Annotated in this window: 16 protein-coding genes; 11 read left to right on the forward strand and 5 right to left on the reverse strand. The window is 69.7% G+C overall.

Features of this window, described 5'->3' with window-relative positions:
* Window positions 1-51 precede the first annotated feature (51 nt).
* Window positions 52-495 (forward strand): VOC family protein, encoded by a 444-nt coding sequence (locus ACWELJ_RS03975; RefSeq protein WP_452364723.1) that lies wholly within the window; start codon window positions 52-54, stop codon window positions 493-495.
* Window positions 496-556: 61 nt separating this feature from the next.
* Here ACWELJ_RS03975 and ACWELJ_RS03980 read toward each other — a convergent pair whose 3' ends face one another.
* Window positions 557-1,060, reverse strand: a complete 504-nt coding sequence (locus ACWELJ_RS03980; RefSeq protein WP_452364676.1) for a DUF2505 domain-containing protein — start codon at window positions 1,058-1,060, stop codon at window positions 557-559.
* Between the two features lie 39 nt (window positions 1,061-1,099).
* Here ACWELJ_RS03980 and ACWELJ_RS03985 point away from each other — a divergent pair, with 39 nt between their 5' ends.
* The 4 genes from ACWELJ_RS03985 (at window position 1,100) to ACWELJ_RS04000 (ending at window position 8,388) form a co-directional block, all read left to right on the forward strand.
* Complete coding sequence (locus ACWELJ_RS03985; RefSeq protein WP_452364677.1) at window positions 1,100-1,618, forward strand: DUF3592 domain-containing protein; 519 nt, start codon at window positions 1,100-1,102, stop codon at window positions 1,616-1,618.
* Between the two features lie 9 nt (window positions 1,619-1,627).
* A complete protein-coding gene (locus ACWELJ_RS03990) occupies window positions 1,628-2,341 on the forward strand; it encodes a demethylmenaquinone methyltransferase (RefSeq protein ID WP_452364678.1) in 714 nt (237 codons plus the stop codon).
* Between the two features lie 145 nt (window positions 2,342-2,486).
* The gene (locus ACWELJ_RS03995; protein WP_452364679.1) at window positions 2,487-7,193 is read left to right on the forward strand and encodes a molybdopterin-dependent oxidoreductase; all 4,707 of its coding nucleotides are present in this window, start codon (window positions 2,487-2,489) and stop codon (window positions 7,191-7,193) included.
* Window positions 7,194-7,311: 118 nt separating this feature from the next.
* Complete coding sequence (locus ACWELJ_RS04000) at window positions 7,312-8,388, forward strand: alpha/beta hydrolase (RefSeq protein ID WP_452364680.1); 1,077 nt, start codon at window positions 7,312-7,314, stop codon at window positions 8,386-8,388.
* A 28-nt stretch (window positions 8,389-8,416) separates the two neighbouring features.
* On the opposite strand, the gene ACWELJ_RS04005 is transcribed toward ACWELJ_RS04000, so the two are convergent.
* On the reverse strand, window positions 8,417-9,451 hold the full coding sequence (locus tag ACWELJ_RS04005) for an aldo/keto reductase (RefSeq protein WP_452364681.1): 1,035 nt from the start codon (window positions 9,449-9,451) through the stop codon (window positions 8,417-8,419).
* Between the two features lie 85 nt (window positions 9,452-9,536).
* Between ACWELJ_RS04005 and ACWELJ_RS04010 the strand changes: the two genes are divergently transcribed.
* The gene (locus ACWELJ_RS04010; protein WP_452364682.1) at window positions 9,537-10,169 is read left to right on the forward strand and encodes a TetR/AcrR family transcriptional regulator; all 633 of its coding nucleotides are present in this window, start codon (window positions 9,537-9,539) and stop codon (window positions 10,167-10,169) included.
* Between the two features lie 73 nt (window positions 10,170-10,242).
* Here ACWELJ_RS04010 and ACWELJ_RS04015 read toward each other — a convergent pair whose 3' ends face one another.
* Window positions 10,243-10,821, reverse strand: coding sequence for a TIGR03086 family metal-binding protein (locus ACWELJ_RS04015; RefSeq protein ID WP_452364683.1), 579 nt, complete (start codon window positions 10,819-10,821; stop codon window positions 10,243-10,245).
* A gap of 173 nt (window positions 10,822-10,994) precedes the next feature.
* Between ACWELJ_RS04015 and ACWELJ_RS04020 the strand changes: the two genes are divergently transcribed.
* Complete coding sequence (locus ACWELJ_RS04020) at window positions 10,995-11,228, forward strand: hypothetical protein (RefSeq protein ID WP_452364684.1); 234 nt, start codon at window positions 10,995-10,997, stop codon at window positions 11,226-11,228.
* Window positions 11,229-11,383: 155 nt separating this feature from the next.
* Window positions 11,384-11,593, forward strand: a complete 210-nt coding sequence (locus tag ACWELJ_RS04025) for a hypothetical protein (protein ID WP_452364685.1) — start codon at window positions 11,384-11,386, stop codon at window positions 11,591-11,593.
* Here ACWELJ_RS04025 and menD read toward each other — a convergent pair.
* Entirely contained in the window at window positions 11,590-13,224 is a 1,635-nt protein-coding gene (gene menD, locus ACWELJ_RS04030) for a 2-succinyl-5-enolpyruvyl-6-hydroxy-3-cyclohexene-1-carboxylic-acid synthase (RefSeq protein ID WP_452364686.1), read from the reverse strand. The two genes, ACWELJ_RS04025 and menD, sit on opposite strands and share 4 nt — an antisense overlap.
* Window positions 13,225-13,312: 88 nt before the next feature.
* Between menD and ACWELJ_RS04035 the strand changes: the two genes are divergently transcribed.
* Entirely contained in the window at window positions 13,313-14,140 is an 828-nt protein-coding gene (locus tag ACWELJ_RS04035) for a siderophore-interacting protein (RefSeq protein WP_452364687.1), read from the forward strand.
* Window positions 14,141-14,241: 101 nt separating this feature from the next.
* On the opposite strand, the gene ACWELJ_RS04040 is transcribed toward ACWELJ_RS04035, so the two are convergent.
* Window positions 14,242-14,688: a DUF6918 family protein gene (locus ACWELJ_RS04040; RefSeq protein WP_452364688.1), complete on the reverse strand. Its 447-nt coding sequence runs from the start codon at window positions 14,686-14,688 to the stop codon at window positions 14,242-14,244.
* A gap of 352 nt (window positions 14,689-15,040) precedes the next feature.
* Here ACWELJ_RS04040 and ACWELJ_RS04045 point away from each other — a divergent pair, with 352 nt between their 5' ends.
* Both ACWELJ_RS04045 and ACWELJ_RS04050 read left to right on the forward strand, forming a co-directional pair.
* Entirely contained in the window at window positions 15,041-15,934 is an 894-nt protein-coding gene (locus tag ACWELJ_RS04045; protein WP_452364689.1) for a 1,4-dihydroxy-2-naphthoyl-CoA synthase, read from the forward strand.
* A 74-nt stretch (window positions 15,935-16,008) separates the two neighbouring features.
* Window positions 16,009-16,401, forward strand: coding sequence for a VOC family protein (locus ACWELJ_RS04050; protein WP_452364690.1), 393 nt, complete (start codon window positions 16,009-16,011; stop codon window positions 16,399-16,401).
* The last annotated feature ends 74 nt before the right edge of the window (window positions 16,402-16,475 follow it).

The following is a 16,475-nucleotide window of genomic DNA, read 5'->3' on the forward strand; positions in this document are numbered from 1 at the left end:
ATTTCGGAGAAGCGCCCGGAGCCCGCCTATCCATAGCCTGGAAACATGACGATCATCTCGAATGTCTCGCTCGTGACCGTGTACGTGACCGACCAGACCGAGTCCAAGCAGTGGTACATCGACAAGCTGGGTTTCGTGGAGCGCTCCGACATCACCATGGGCGACAACGGCTTCCGCTGGGTCACCGTGGCGCAGCCGGACCATCCGGAGCTGGAGGTCACCCTGATGGTGCCCGGTCCCCCGCTCACCGACGATCTGGCCGAGGCGATCCGCCGCTCCATGGCCAACGGCACGCACGGCGCGCTCGGCCTGCGAACCGAGAACTGCCAGAAGGCTTTCGAGGAACTCACCGCGAAAGGCGTCGAGTTCATCCAGCCGCCGGCCGAACGCCCCTACGGCGTGGAGGCCATCATCCGCGACAACTCCGGCAACTGGCTGGTACTGGTCGAGAACCGCGAATTCGATCCTGGCAAGGGCGACTTCGGACCGCAATAGCGGTGCCACCCGATCCGGGCCGTGGACGCGGGACCACCCCCGCATCCACGGATTCCCGGGATCAGGCGTTCTGGGCGGCGAACCAGGTCTCGATGGACTTGCGCTCGCTGTTCATGACCTTCTCGAGCAAGTTCACGACCAGCGGTTCGATGGCCCCGCCGACCAGCGGGACCTTCACGTCGACGGTGCCGGTGGCCTCGATCTCGGAACCCTCGGCGGTGGGCCGCAATTCGAACGCGCCCGCCATCTCGGTGGTGATGCCGCCGGAGCGGCCGCTGAAGCCGCCCTGCGCGACGCCGTCGGTCAGCGGGCCCCAGGAGTCGGTGCGCTCGAGCATGAGCTCGCTCTTGAGGACCTTCTTGACGATGCCGGGAATCTGATCCTCGGGTGCCTTTTCGGTCATAACGATGCGAATGGTGCCGGGGCCGTCCGGGTGGGTGAGCTCCAGCGTGGCGGTGCTCGCCTCGGCGAAGCGGGACTGCCACATCTCGTCATTGGTGAGTGCCCGGTGAAGCTCTTCGACCGGGACGCTGTACTGCACGGTGAAGCTGAATTTTCGGGACATGGCGAAGACCGTAGCCCAGCGATGGAATAGCCTGCTGAAGTGTCGGAAACTAGCCAGTCTCCCAGGACTGAACAGCGGCAGGCGGTTCGGTGGCGGCGGGCTCGGCTCGGGATCGTCATCGCCGCGGCGACGGTCAGCTTCCTGGCCGTGCTGCTGGTGCTCGCGGCCTGGCGCGACGACCATCTCATCAATAGCGATCGGGGCGTGACCAGCGCCGAAGTGCTCTCGGCGGGCACGCTGCGGTCCGCGGTCATCTTCGTCACGCCCGACGGCGAGACCCACAATCCGAAGACCGGCGTGCTCTACCCGACCAAACTGACCGTCGGCGAGCGCATCAATGTCGAATATCGGCGCAGCGATCCCGATCTGGTCCGGGTGGCGGGTCGCGACGCGCGTGTCGCGGTCATCCCGGCCCTGTCGGTGATCGTGGTCGCCTGGGCCATCGCCATCCCCGCCCTCTGGCTACTCGGCTCGCCACCGACCCGCTGGTACCGCGCCGCGCGGACGCGACTGCGCGGCGACCGGACGCGATCGTCAGGCGAACGCGTCGCCGGTTAGGGTGCGAAGGTGGCGAAAATCAGGCAGCGGGAGTCGTTTCGGGCCCAGCTGGACAAGCAGCCGAACGAGGTCGCGTCGATGTTCGACGGGGTCGCGAAACGGTACGACATCACCAATACGGTGATGACCGGCGGCATCGACCGGTACTGGCGGATGGCGACCCGGAAGGCGCTGGCGCTGCGGCCCGGTGAGCGGGTGCTCGATCTGGCTGCCGGGACCGGTGTTTCGACGGTGGAGCTGGCCAAATCCGGGGCCTGGTGCCTGGCCGCCGACTTCTCCCAGGGCATGCTCGCGGCCGGACGCTGGCGCAATGTGCCCATGGTCGCCGGTGACGCCATGGCCCTGCCCTTCGCGGACAACTCCTTCGACGCCGTCACCATCTCCTACGGGCTGCGCAATGTGTCCGACCCGGACCTGGCGCTGCGCGAGATGCTGCGGGTGACCAAGCCCGGCGGGCGGCTCGTGGTGGCCGAGTTCTCCACCCCGACCCTCCCGCCGTTCCGGACGGTCTACATGGAGTACCTGATGAAGGCGCTGCCGCGGGTGGCGAGCGCGGTCAGCTCCAACCCGGACGCCTACGTGTACCTGGCCGAATCCATCCGGGCCTGGCCCAACCAGCCGCAGCTGGCCCTGCGGATCGCGGACGCGGGCTGGTCGGCGGTGAAATGGCGCAATCTCACCGGCGGCATCGTGGCACTGCACCGCGGCTACAAGCTGGGCTGACGAACCGCCTCCGACCTGTGGCGGCGCTCACGGCAGTGGCCTGACCCACACCTCACGGCCGCGGAAAACGGCGGTGAGGTGGATTGTCATCTGCCGATAACGTTCGGTAAATCCCTCGCAACTCGGGGTGGCTTAACTCGGAACCATGCCCGAACAGCCGACGCCCCCGACGAGCACCCGGACCGCGTGCTCGTACTGCGGGGTGGGCTGCGGCATCACCGTGGAAACCAAGGCCGGCCCGCTCGGGCTGCCGGTGATCGCCAAGGTCAAGGGCGACAAGGACCACCCGGTCAATGCCGGGCGGCTGTGCACCAAGGGCAATACCCACGCCGAGCTGATGGCCGCGCCCGGCCGCATGGAGACCGCCTACCGCCGCCCCGAACGCGGCCAGCCGCCGGTGCCGATGCCGGTCGACGAGGCCGTTCACGAAGCCGCCCAACGACTTCGCGCGATCCTGGACACCGACGGAACCGACGCCATCGCGCTGTACGTGTCCGGTCAGCTGTCGATCGAGGCCCAATACCTGGCCACCAAACTGGCCAAGGGCCACCTGCGCACCGTGCACATGGAGGCCAATTCGCGGCTGTGCATGGCCAGCGCGGCCGGCGGTTACAAGCTGTCGCTGGGCGCGGACGGCCCGCCCGGCTCCTACGACGACCTCGATCACGCCGACCTGTTCTTCGTGATCGGCGCGAATATGGCCGACTGCCACCCGATCCTGTTCCTGCGCATGGCCGATCGGCTCAAGGCGGGCGCGAAACTCATCGTGGTCGATCCGCGGCGCACCGACACCGCCGCGCGGGCCGACCTGTTCCTGCAGATCAAACCGGGCACCGATCTGGCGCTGCTGAACGGGCTGCTGCACCTGCTGGTCGAGAACGGCGACATCGACGCCGAATTCATCGCCGAGCACACCGAGGGCTGGGAGGAACTGCCCGACTTCCTGGACGCTTACACCCCGGACCTGGTCGCCCAGGTCACCGGACTCGCCGAGGCCGACATCCGCACCGCCGCCGCGTGGATCGGCGCGGCCGGCGAATGGATGTCGCTGTGGACCATGGGGATCAACCAGTCCACGCACGGCACCTGGGCCACCAACGCCATCATCAACCTGCACCTGGCCACCGGCGCCATCTGCCGCACCGGCAGCGGGCCGTTCTCCCTCACCGGGCAGCCCAACGCCATGGGCGGGCGCGACATGGGTTACATGGGACCGGGACTGCCCGGCCAGCGCAGCGTGCTCGCCGACGCCGACCGGGCCTTCGTGGAAGCCGAATGGGGGCTGGAACCGGGCACGATTCGCGCCGAGGCCGGGCCGGGCTCCATCGAGATGTTCCGCGGTCTGGCCGACGGGCGGATCAAGGCGTGCTGGATCATGTGCAGCAATCCCGTCGCCTCCATGGCCAACCGGCGCACGGTGATCGCCGGGCTGGAAGCCGCCGAGCTGGTGATCGCCCAGGACGTGTACACCGACACCGCCACCAACGCCTACGCCGACCTGCTGCTGCCCGCCACCCTGTGGGCGGAGGCCGATGGCGTGCAGGTGAATTCGGAACGCACCCTGACCCTGCTGCGACGCTCGGTCGAGCCGATCGGCGACGCCCGGCCGGACTGGCAGCTCATCGCGCAGCTGGCGACGGCACTCGGCTTCCCCGGCTTCGACTACGCCTGCAGCGCCGAGATCTTCGACGAGATCCGCCGCTTCGCCAACCCGGCCACCGGATACGACCTGCGCGGCATCGACTACGACGGGCTGCGCGCCGGGCCCGCGCAATGGCCGTGCCCGGATCCCGCGCAGCGCCGCAACCCGATCCGCTACCTGAACGACGGCGTCAGCCAGACCCTGTACACCGACGCGGACGGCCACACGCCCCGCCTCGCTTTCGCCACCCCCAGCCGCAAGGCCGTGTTCTGGCCGCGCCCGCACCTGCTGCCCGCCGAGATGCCCGACGCGGACCACCCGTTCGTCCTCAATACCGGCCGCTTGCAACACCAGTGGCACACCATGACCAAGACCGGGAAGGTGGCGAAACTGAACAAGCTCAACGGCAAGCCGTTCCTGGAACTGCACCCCGACGACGCCGCCCGGCTCGAGGTGCGCGACGGCGACCAGCTCGAGATCGCCTCCCGCCGCGGCCGCGCCGTGCTGCCCGCCCAGCTCAGCGACCGGGTCCTGCCCGGCACCTGCTTCGCGCCCTTCCACTGGAACGACGAACAGGGCGAGTACCTGACCATCAACGCGGTCACCAATGACGCCGTGGACCCGATCTCCCTGCAACCGGAGTTCAAAGCCTGCGCGGTACGGCTGCGCAAGGTGGCGGCCCTGCACGCGGGCGCACCGGACCGCGCGCCCGGAGCGGGCAGCGCCGGCGCCGAAGCTTCCGATGAATCGACTGCCGCCCAGAGCATTCCGGGCGCTCCCGTTTCTCGCGAGCCCGCCGCCACGACCGGCATGGGCGGGCGACAGCCCACTCCGGGGGCGGGCGATTCGGGGACCACGCCCGGCGATTCCACGATGTATGCCTTCGAATCCTCCGGTGCGGGCAGCTTCGGGACGGCGCACGGCGCGGGTCCGGTCGGCGGCGATGCGGACGGCCCGCATCCGCTGGCGGTGATGCTCGGTCTGGATCAGGCCACCGCACCGACGCTCAGTGAGGTCGAGCGCATCTACCTCGGCGGATATCTCGCGGCATTGCAGAGCATGCCGGTGAGCGGCGTGCCGGTGCTGCCGGTGACCGCGCCGATCTCGGAGCGCGGCCGGGCGTGGATCGACGGGCTGCTGGGCGGCATGTACTCGCGTGGCGCGCACTCGGTTTCACCGGACCTCGCGAGGGATGCGATCGGGTTCGCGGGGGCTTCGGCCGGACTCACGACGGCGGTGCACGGCGGCTCGGGCCGGAGCGGCGGCGTGACCGCGGGGGCCTTGGCACGGACGGTCACGATCCTGTGGGCTTCGCAGACCGGAACCGCGGAGGATCTGGCCGCGGCGCTGACAACTCACCTGGTGGAATCGGGCTTCGCGCCGCGACTGCTGGACATGGATTCGGCCGAATTGTCCGATCTCACCGGGGACGTGCTGGTCATCAGCAGCACCTTCGGCGACGGCGGGCCGCCGGACAATGGCGCGGACTTCTGGGAACGATTGAACGACAGCGCGATCCGGCTGACCGGGATGCGCTACGCGGTGTTCGCGCTCGGCGACTCCTCCTACGACGACTTCTGCGGCCACGGCCGCAAACTCGATGAACTGCTCGCGAAACGCGGCGCGACCCGGCTGTTGCCGCGTGTGGACAGCGAGCCCGACCACGAGGACGCGTCCGTCGCGTGGTTCGACGCGGTGGCCGAGGCGCTGGCCGACAGTGCGGGCGCGCCCGGCGGACAGGACACGGCGGGCGGCGAGGCTGCGGGCCTCGGCCCCCTGACCGGATCCACCGGGTACGGCCCGCCGGGCGCCGAGTCCGACGGTCGAGGTGGCGATTCCGGATTCGGTGCGGCGATACCGGGCTGGGGCAGCGGCGGCTCGGCGCGACGGGACTCCCTGGGTGCGGGGTGGTCCCCCGCGACCCCTGGGCCATCGGTTGGCGGCTCCCCCAGGACCGGACACGACGCCTCGAACCTGGCCTGGCACGACACCTCGAACCGGGCGGGCGGGACGAGTCCGCTCGCCGGAAACTCGCGGTCCGCCACGGCGATCGCGCCGGGGCGGGCGCGCCCGGCGGCCGCGCCTTTCACGCGGAATTCACCGGTGCAGTCGAAATTGGTTCGCAATGAATTGCTTTCGCGCGATGGTTCCGGGAAAGAGGTGCGGCAGTTCGGGTTCGATCTGAGTGATCCGGAAATCACCTACGAGGTCGGGGATTCGCTCGGCGTTCGGCCCGCGAATTGCGAGTCGCTGGTGCGGGAATGGCTGGCGGCGACCGGTCTCGAGGGCCACCGGCTGATCGAGGTCGACAATGGCGAGCTACCGCTGGCCGAGGCACTGCGCACGCATTACGACATCACGCGGGTGAGCACGGATCTGTTGTCGTTCGTGGCCGAGCGCAATGCGAATCCGCGGCTGGCCAAGCTGTTGCGGCGGGACAATCGCAATGAGCTGGACGGCTATCTGTGGGATCGGCAGGCGGTGGACGTGTTGCGCGATTTCCCGGTGCGCGCCGATCTGGTGGAGTGGCTGGGCACGCTGAAGAAGCTGCAGCCGCGCCAGTATTCGATCTCGTCGAGTCCGCTGGTCAGCCCGGACGAGGTGCAGCTGACGGTCGGCGTGGTGCGCTACGGCGATCCGGCGGCCATCGGGTCGGCGGCCCGGCGCGGCGGCGTGAGCTCGACCTTCCTGGCCGATCGCGCGCACGCCGAGGTGCCGATCTTCCTGCAGCGGGCCCCGCATTTCCGGCCGCCGCTGGACCCGGCGGCCCCGATGATCATGGTGGGCCCGGGCACCGGCATCGCGCCGTTCCGCGGCTTCCTGCACGAGCGCCGGGCCCTGGGGTGCACGGGCCGCAACTGGCTGTTCTTCGGCGATCAGCACGCGAAGGACAATTTCTATTACCGCGCCGAGCTGGAGGACATGTTCCGTTCCGGGTTCCTGACCCGACTGGATCTGGCGTTCTCGCGCGATCAGCGGGAGCGGATCTATGTGCAGCACCGCATGATCGAGCACGGCGCGGAGTTGTGGGCGTGGCTGCGCGAGGGCGGCCATTTCTACGTGTGCGGTGACGCCGCGCGGATGGCGAAGGATGTGGACGACACCCTGCTGCGGATCGCGCGCATTCACGGCAAGTTGAGCGAGGACGGCGCGCTGGCCTTCAAGAAGCAGTTGGTGGCGGAGAAGCGGTACCTGCGCGACGTCTACTGACGGGTTCGATTCCGGCCCCCCGAATGTGAAACTGTGGTATTTGTAACTCGCCCGTCCAGTCTCACAGGCGGGCGAGCCGTCCCCGCGACGGCTGCCAGCAGCACGGAGGGCCGGGAGCGTGAACGGTCGGATCAGTCGAATCACCGGACGAATCGCGGTGGCGGCCCTCGCGGCCGCCGCGACCCTGAGCCTGGGCTGCGTGCCCGCCGGCGCGGAACCCGCCAATACCCCCGCGACCCCGGTCGCCCCCGGCGTCAGCGTCCCCGACTTCAAGACCGAGGACGGCTCCTACATCCAGAGCGTCGCGGCCACCGACAGCCGCCACGTCGTCTTCACCGTCTACTCCGCGGCCATGAACCAGACCTTCCCGGTCGACGTGCAACGCCCGGCCGATACCTCCACACCCGCGCCGAACCTGTATCTGCTCAACGGCGCGGGCGGCGGCGTGGACGCGGCGACCTGGCAATTGCGCACCGACGCACTGGATTTCCTGTCCGACAAGAACACCAACATCGTGCAGATCATCGGCGGCGCGTTCAGCTGGTACACCGACTGGATGCAGGCCGACAAGTCGCTCGGCGTCAACAAATGGTCCACCTACCTCGGCAAGGAACTGCCGCCGCTGATGGACGCGGCGCTGGGCAGCACCGGCAACAACGCCATCGCCGGAATCTCGATGGCCGGTCTGCCCGTGCTGAATTCGGTCATCTTCAACCCCGGCCTGTTCAAGAGCGCCGCCGTCTACAGCGGCTTCTTCCAGACCACCACGCCGCTGGCCCGCGAGGCCATCAAGATGGTCACCGAGCTCTACGGTGGCGGCAAGGTCGAGAACATGTGGGGCCCCGAGGGCGGCCCGATGTGGGCGGCCAACGACCCCACCCTGAACGCCGAGAAACTGCGCGGCACCAACCTTTTCGTCTCCACCGGCAACGGCATCCCGGGCGCGTTCGACATGCCCGGGTCGCGCGGCCGCATGGAGAAGCCCGAGGACACCGCCAAGACGGTCGCGCTGGGCTCACTCATCGAGGCCAACTGCGAACTGTCCACGGTGATCCTGCAGAAGCGCCTGGAATCCATGCGCATTCCCGCGACCTTCGAATTCCGCGGCAGCGGCACCCACATCTGGGGCTACTGGCAGGACGATCTGAAGGCGTCGTGGCCGGTGCTCGCGCAGGGTCTGTTCCCGCCCGCCTGACCGCCGACCCCACAGGCGCCGTCACCGCCTACACGACAGGCGGATTGACGCGCGCGAAGTCCCCCAGCCGGTAGTACGGGTAGTAGGGGTAGGGCGGGGTCACCGCGCTCACCTTGTCCAGCCGGGCGATCTGCTCGGCGTCGAGGCTCCAACCCACCGCGCCCAGGTTCTGGCGCAACTGCTCCTCGTCGCGCGCGCCGACGATGACGGTGGCCACGGTCGGGCGGCGCAGCAGCCAGTTCAGGGCGATCTGCGGGACGGTTCGGCCGGTTTCCGCGGCGATCTCGTCGAGCACGTCGACCACGTCGTAGAGCAGCTCGTCGTCGACGGGCGGGCCGGCCTCGGCGGTCTTGTGCAGGCGGCTGCCGGGCGGAAGCGGTTGGCCGCGACGGATCTTCCCGGTGAGCCGTCCCCAGCCGAGCGGACTCCACACCACCGCGCCGACGCCCTGGTCCAGGCCCAGCGGCATGAGCTCCCATTCGTAGTCGCGCCCGGCCAGCGAGTAGTAGACCTGGTGCGCGACATAGCGCGGGAAGCCGTGCCGGTCCGCGGCGGCCAGGGATTTCATCAGCTGCCAGCCGGCGAAGTTGGAGGCGCCGACGTAGCGGATCTTGCCGGAGCGGACCAGCGAGTCGAGAGCCGAGAGCACTTCTTCGACGGGCGTGCCCGCGTCGAAGGCGTGCAGCTGGAACAGGTCGATGTGGTCGATGCCGAGCCGTCGCAGCGACCCCTCGACCGCCGAGATCAGCCGGGCGCGACCGGATCCCGCGTCGGCCGGGCCCGGACCGGTGGGCAGGGTGGCCTTGGTCGAGATCAGCAGCTGGTCGCGGCGACCCCGGATCGCCGCGCCCAGCACCTCTTCCGAGGCGCCGTCCGAGTAGACGTCGGCGGTGTCGAACAGGGTGACGCCCGCGTCCAGGCTGATGTCCACCAGGCGGCGGGCCTGGGCGGCGTCGGTATCGCCCCAGGCCGAGAAGAGTTCGCCGCGGCCGCCGAAGGTGCCCGCGCCGAAACTCAGGGCCGGAACCAGCAGACCGGACGCGCCGAGCCGTCGGTATTCCATGATCACCACTCCTAACGGAACCATAGTTTCATTAACCCCGGCGACGCTACACTCGTCTCGCCACAAACGGAACTGGAGACCCGTTATGAATCAGGACACAGCGAGCCCCGGCTCGGTCCGCCCCGGCGGACGCACCGCGCGCGTCCGCGAATCCGTGCTGCGCGCCGCGGGTGACCTGCTGGCCGAACGCGGCTACGCCACCCTCGATCTGGCCGAGGTCGCCGCCCGCGCCGAGGTCGGCAAGACCACCGTCTACCGCCGCTGGCGCAGCCCCGCCGGACTGGTCGCCGACCTGCTCGCCGAGATGGCCGAAACCTCACTGCCGCACAGTGATACCGGCAGTCTGCGCGGCGACCTGCTCGCCAATGCGCGGCTGGTCGGGAAGACCCTCACCGACCCCCGCCAGGGCCGCCTGTTCCGGGCCGTCATCGCCGCCGCGACCAGCGACGACACCGCCGCCGCGGCGCTGCGCGCCTTCTACGACGCCCGGCTCACCGAATGGTCCCCGTGCGTCGAAGCCGCCGCCGCCCGGGGCGAGGTGCCGCCCGGAACCGACCCGCGCGCAGTGCTTTCCGCGGTCTCCGCCCCGCTCTACTACCGCCTGCTGGCCAGCGGCGACCCGGTCGACGACGCCACGATCACCGCCGCGGCGACGGCCGCCGCCATCGCCGCCGAACAGGGCGTATTCGTCTCCGGCACAGGGCGATCCGCGCGCTGAGCCTTCCGCCCCACCCCGATCGGGCCGCGGGCACGACCCCTCGCCGCGCCCGCGCCCCGGCTCCGAGCCCGGATCAGTCCCGGGTCCAGCCCGGGTCGCGGCCGGTCAGGCCGAGGACGCGGTGCAGTAGCGGAGCCTCGGCCGGGATGTCGACCACCGGTCCGAAGAGTCCCGGGATGCCCTCCCGCGGGGTGTCGCGCAGCATGCCCAGCAGCACCGCGAGATCCGTAGCGGCGGGGTCGTAGGGCCGCGCCGTGGCGCGGGCCAGGTCCCAGCCGTGCACGACCAGCTCGTCCAGCGCGAATTCGGCCATCGTCGGCGCGGGGGCGAGGACGCCGCCGACCTCGGTCTCCCCCGCCCACGCGTCCGGTTCGCGCCAGGCCGCCACCAGCGCCTTCAACTGCGCGGGAATGCTGTCGCGCCAATCCTCGGGCAGGGTCCCGGCGCCGGGTGCGGGCGGCTGGGAGCGGCCGATCATCTCCTTGGTGGCGCCCTGCCGGAAGCCCTCGGTGAAGCCGAGCACGTGGACCAGCATGTCGCGGACGCTGATTCCGGAGGGCGTCCGGCGGTCGAGGTCGGCGTCGGTGACGGCGGCGACCACCGCCTCCAGCCCGCCCGCGGCGGCTTCCAGATCGAATTCCGGTGTGGTCATGGTTCCTCCCGGAGGCATGCCGAACCGCCGGTGCGGCCCGGTCGGTCATAAGGACGGGGCGGGGCCGCGGAATTCATCGCCGCGCGTGCGAATGGTCTTGCACCGCCGCGCCGCAACCGGTTCGTTAGGTGCGATCAGCGGCGAAAACCGCTGGTGGGGAGGAGAATTGATAGATGAAGGGTGATCGTGTGGAGATCGTCGTCGATACCGGCGACGGGTCTCGGAACTACGAAATCGTGGCCACCAGAGCCGGGCGGCGGATCGAGACGCGCATCGCGCGGGGCATTGTCGAAGTCACCGAGGTGACGAGAACCGGGGGACCGGTCCGTACCGCTCGGTTCATGGCCGGGCGGGTGCTGGCACTGGTCGAGCACCCCGCCGAGGACGGTCCGCTGCCCGGCGAGTGACACCGGGGCGGTTGCCGATCGGGGGTACGCGGGGGATGCTCGACTGTATCGATCCCACGGCCCGCCGTGATCGATCCCACGGCCCGCCGTGATCGATCCCACGGCCCGCCGTGAGGCCCGACTGCACGGCCATATCCGGCAGAGAGGAGCCAGCGATGACCGATCGAACCGACGCGGTGCCCGAGGCGGACTACGTCGAACAGCACATTCCCGCTGTCCCCGACGACGAGTCCGATCCCGAATCCGATTCCGAGATCATCCAGGTGCCCGCCGACGACGCGGGCTGGACCGCGTCCGAGGGCGATCTCGTCGAGCAGTCGATTCCGGTCCCGGTCGACGACGACTACGACGAACCGCAGGGTTAGCTCGACACGCCCGCCCGCACGGTGGCGTGCAGTTCCCGCAGGCTCGACCGCTCGGTCGCGACCTCGAGCACGCGGATGCCGTGGGCGCGCCCGCTCAGCTCGTCGCCCAGCTGGGCCGGGTCGACCTGGCGGTGCGGAATCCGGTAGGCGGCGCACAGCGCGGCCAGATCCATGCCGTGCGGGGTGCCGAAGACCCGCTCGAACACGCCCGCGTACTGCGGGTCGCCCTGCTCGAGCAGTTCGAAGATGCCGCCGCCGTCGTCATTGGCGACCACGATGGTGAGGTCCTCCGGCCGCGGCTCGCCCGGGCCGATGAGCAGGCCGGACGCGTCGTGCAGGAAGGTCAGGTCGCCCATCAGCGCGATGGTGCGGCCCGGATGGGTCAGCGCCGCGCCGACCGCCGCCGAGACGGTGCCGTCGATGCCGGCCACGCCGCGATTGGACAGCACCCGGATGCCGGGGCGCGGGTGCGCGACCAGTGCCGCGTCGCGGACCGGATTGGACGCGCCGAGCAGCAGCTGGTCGCCGTCGCGGAGGGCGTCGAGGACCACGGCCGCGACGTGCAGACCGGTCGGCTTCGGATGTCCGGCCAGTTCGGCCCGCACCACCGAGACGGCCTTCTCGTTCAGATCCCGGCACAGCTCCAGCCATTCCGGCCGCGGTGCGCCGTGCGTCACCGCGCGGGTCCCGGTGCCCACCACATTGCCGGACACATCCGGCCAGCGCGGGCCGGTGGTCAGCGCGAACACGGTGACCTCCGGGTCGGCGAGCACCTTCGACACCTGCCGGTGCAGCGTCGGCCGCCCGGTGATGATGGCCTGCTTCGGCCGCAGCAGCGGCAGGGCCAGCGGATGCAGCGCCGGGCCGTGCATGGGCGCGGTCGGCTCGGACACCGTCGGCAGCGCCGCGAGTTCGGGGCGATGGCCCGCGCCGTGCCCGGAGATGACCACGGTGTCCGGGGTCAGGTCGATGTCGAGCGGCACGTCCAGGGTCGCGTATTGGGTTGCGGTCCAGGGCTGTTCGCCGTCCCGGCCGGCGGGCAGCCGATCACCGGCGGCCAGGTCCGGGACCAGCGGTTCGCGCAGCGGAATGTCGAAGTGCACGGGTCCGGCATTGCCCGAGCGGGTGCCGCGGGCGGCGGCCAGCACCCGGCACACCGCCGAACGCCACACGCTGTTCTGCTTCGGGTACAGCTCGGCGCCGGGTTCGTCCTCGGCCAGGCCCAGGCTGATGGCGGCGCGCACCTGGCTACCGAACAGCCCGAACTGCTCGACCGTCTGGTTCGCGCCGGTGCCGAGCATCTCGTAGGGCCGGTTGGCGCTGAGCACGATCAGCGGGACCCGAGCGTAGTTGGCCTCGAGCACGGCGGGCCCGAGATTGGCCACGGCGGTGCCGGAGGTCATGACGACGGGTACCGGGCGACCGCTCGCCACGGCCAGGCCGACGGCGAGGAAGCCGGCGCTGCGCTCGTCGATGCGCATGTGCAGCCGGAGCTTCCCGGCCTGGTCGGCGGCCTGTAAGGCGAAGGCCAGCGGCGCGTTTCGCGATCCCGGGCACAGGACCACGTCTCGCACTCCGCCGCGCGCGAGCTCGTCGACGACGACGTGCGCCTGTGCTGTCGATGGATTCACGCCTCCAGCCTCTCAGACAGCCGGGTCCGGCGCTGCGTCGGCCCGATCACACCTGTACCGAAAAGTTAGGGTTTGCTAACCTAATCGAATGGCGAAGCGCACCAAGCATGTCAAGCCCGAGCACCGGGAAATCCTCACCGCCGAAGTACTGGCCAGCAAACGGATCAGCCCGCATTTCGTGCGGGTCACCCTGGGCGGACCGGGCCTGGCGGGCTTCACCGCCATGGGCTTCGACCAGTGGTTCCGGCTCTTCATGCCCGGCCGCGACGGCGACCTGCGCCTGCCCACCTCGGCCACCAACCTCGGCTGGTACGCGCAGTACCTGATGATGGGCAAGGAACACCGGCCGCTGGCCCGCAACTACACCGTCCGCGACTACCGGGCCGCCGGATTCGGCGAGTACGGCAGCACCGCCGAGATCGACATCGACTTCGCCATCCACGGCGACGACACCCCCGCCTCGGCGTGGGCGAACACCGTCACCCCGGGCTGCAAGGCCGGACTGCTGGACGAGGGCATCACCTATCAGGCCCCCGACCACTGCGAGTGGACGCTGCTGGCCGGCGACGAGAGCGCGCTGCCCGGTATCGCGGGCGTGCTGCGTTCGCTGCCGCGCGACGCCGCGGGCGCGGCCTATATCGAGATCCCGTCCGTCGAGGACAAGCAGGAACTGGGCGAACCCGAGGGTGTCACGGTGCACTGGCTGATCCGCACCGACGCGCACGGCGAGGTCGGGGCGCTGGCCGCGGAAGCCGTGCGCCAGGCCGAGATTCCCGCGACGGGCGTCTACGCCTTCGTGGCGGGTGAGCAGAAATTGGCCGCCGGCGTGCGGCGGCATCTCGCGCAGGAGCGCGCGATCCCCAAGGCGGACATCGCCTTCACCGGGTACTGGCGGGTCGGCAAGTCCCAGGGCTGATCCGGTCGCGAGTGCCCCCGAACCACCTCGCGGGCATTCGCACATGACCTCACACGGACCCCGTTCGCGGCCCCTCGCCGGGCCGCGAACCGGTCGTTTGATTAACCAGCGTGACGCTGAACCAGGTCACCCAGACGCGGAAGAGCCTCGGCGACATGCTTCTTCGCCGACGAGCGCATGGAGTTGTAGACCTTGGTCAGCGCCGGACGCGACGAGGCCTCGGCCCGCGCGTCGGTCACGGCGAGCAGGGCGTCGGCGACCTCGTCCTGCTTGGAGACCAGCAGATCGGCGAACGAGCCCGCGCCGCCGTTCTGGTACTCGGCCCAGTACGGCTCGAGCTGCTCGACGAACTTGGGCACGAAGGACTCCAGCGCGTCACCCACGATCGAGGGGCTGACCTTCTTGATGGCGGCGTAGCCGCCCTTGACGACGAGGCCCGACGCGCCGCCCTTGTCCGACACCTCCTCGTCCAGAACCTTCTCCGCATCCGCGATGAAGGCGGGACGCTTGGCGTCATCGAGCAGGGATTCAGACAGTGCTGCAACCACTTTCAGGTTCCTCCGGGATAGTTTTTCGATGAACGAGCGCACGCAACTATACGCACCGGTGTCCCCGCACACACGATGCCAATGCGCCGCTACTGCCACAGCAGCAACAGCACTGTAAAGCACCCGCAATCGATTGGCAGCGTTTCACTTTCGGCGACTGTTCCCCGGTCGTTCATTTCCCCATGGGTAACAAGTGACCGGTTTGGCCTTCGGACGGTCCACCGGCTAATGATCAGCGCCCTTGTCGGATGGCCGAATTCCGCCGCCGCAATTCCGCGTGAGCTGCGAAACACCGCGCCGAACTGCGGTGGGTCTTCACCACGGCGAGAACCAGAACAGTATGTTCACTCCCGTGACCTTCAATGCGACGCTGTGGCGGCCCGTTCCGGGATTCGAGAACCTCACCGACATCACGTACCACCGGCACGTCGAGCAGGGCACGGTCCGGATCGCCTTCGATCGCCCCGAAGTCCGCAACGCCTTCCGGCCGCACACCGTCGACGAGCTCTACCGCGCCCTCGACCACGCCCGGATGACCTCCGACGTCGGCGCGGTCCTGCTCACCGGGAACGGACCCAGCCCCAAGGACGGCGGCTGGGCCTTCTGCTCCGGCGGCGACCAGCGCATCCGCGGCCGCAGCGGCTACCAGTACGCCTCCGGCGAGACCGCCGACACCGTGGACGCCGCCCGCGCCGGACGCCTGCACATCCTCGAGGTGCAGCGGCTCATCCGCTTCATGCCCAAGGTGGTCATCGCCCTGGTCAACGGCTGGGCCGCGGGCGGCGGGCACAGCCTGCACGTGGTCTGCGACCTCACCCTCGCCTCCCGCGAGCACGCGCGGTTCAAGCAGACCGACGCCGACGTGGGCAGCTTCGACGGCGGCTACGGCAGCGCCTACCTGGCGAAGATGGTGGGGCAGAAGTTCGCTCGCGAGATCTTCTTCCTGGGGCGCCCGTACACCGCCGAGGAGATGCACGCCATGGGCGCGGTCAACGCGGTCGTGGATCACGAGCAGCTCGAGGACGTGGCGCTGGAGTGGACCGCCGACATCCTGGGCAAGTCGCCCCAGGCCATCCGGATGCTGAAGTACGCGTTCAACCTTCAGGACGACGGACTGGTCGGTCAGCAGCTGTTCGCGGGCGAGGCGACCCGCCTGGCCTACATGACCGACGAGGCGGTCGAGGGCCGGGACGCGTTCCTCGAGAAGCGCGACCCGGACTGGAAGCCGTACCCCTACTACTTCTGACTCCGCGGGACTCGCGGGGGCTTCGGCCCCCGAACCTTCCGGTGTGGCAAACGACAAGCTGTCATGCTGCACTCATGGAGATACTGAGCAGTCGGGTCATTCTCCGGCCGAGCGATTACGAGCGGACCCTGACCTTCTATCGGGACGCGCTGGGGCTGGCCATCGCTCGCGAATATCCGGGCGGGACGGTCTTCTTCGCCGGGCAGGGCCTGCTCGAGGTGGCCGGGCACGGGCGCGCCGGCGACGCGCCGAGCGGGTTCGCCGGGGCGATCTGGTTGCAGGTGCGCGACTGCGAGGACGCCGCCGCCGAGCTCGTGCTGCGCGGGATCGCCATCGACCGCGCGCCCGTGCGCGAACCGTGGGGACTGATCGAGATGTGGCTCCGCGACCCCGACGGCGTGCCGCTGGTACTCGTGGAGATCCCGGCGGATCACCCGATCCGCCGGGACATCCGGGGCGACGACTGAAGCCCAGCGGTCCTTAGCACGAAGGTAACTGTGAAACACGTCCGGGGCACCGGTTAACAGACCGTAAAGGGTAT

Source organism: Nocardia sp. NPDC004582 (assembly GCF_053602115.1).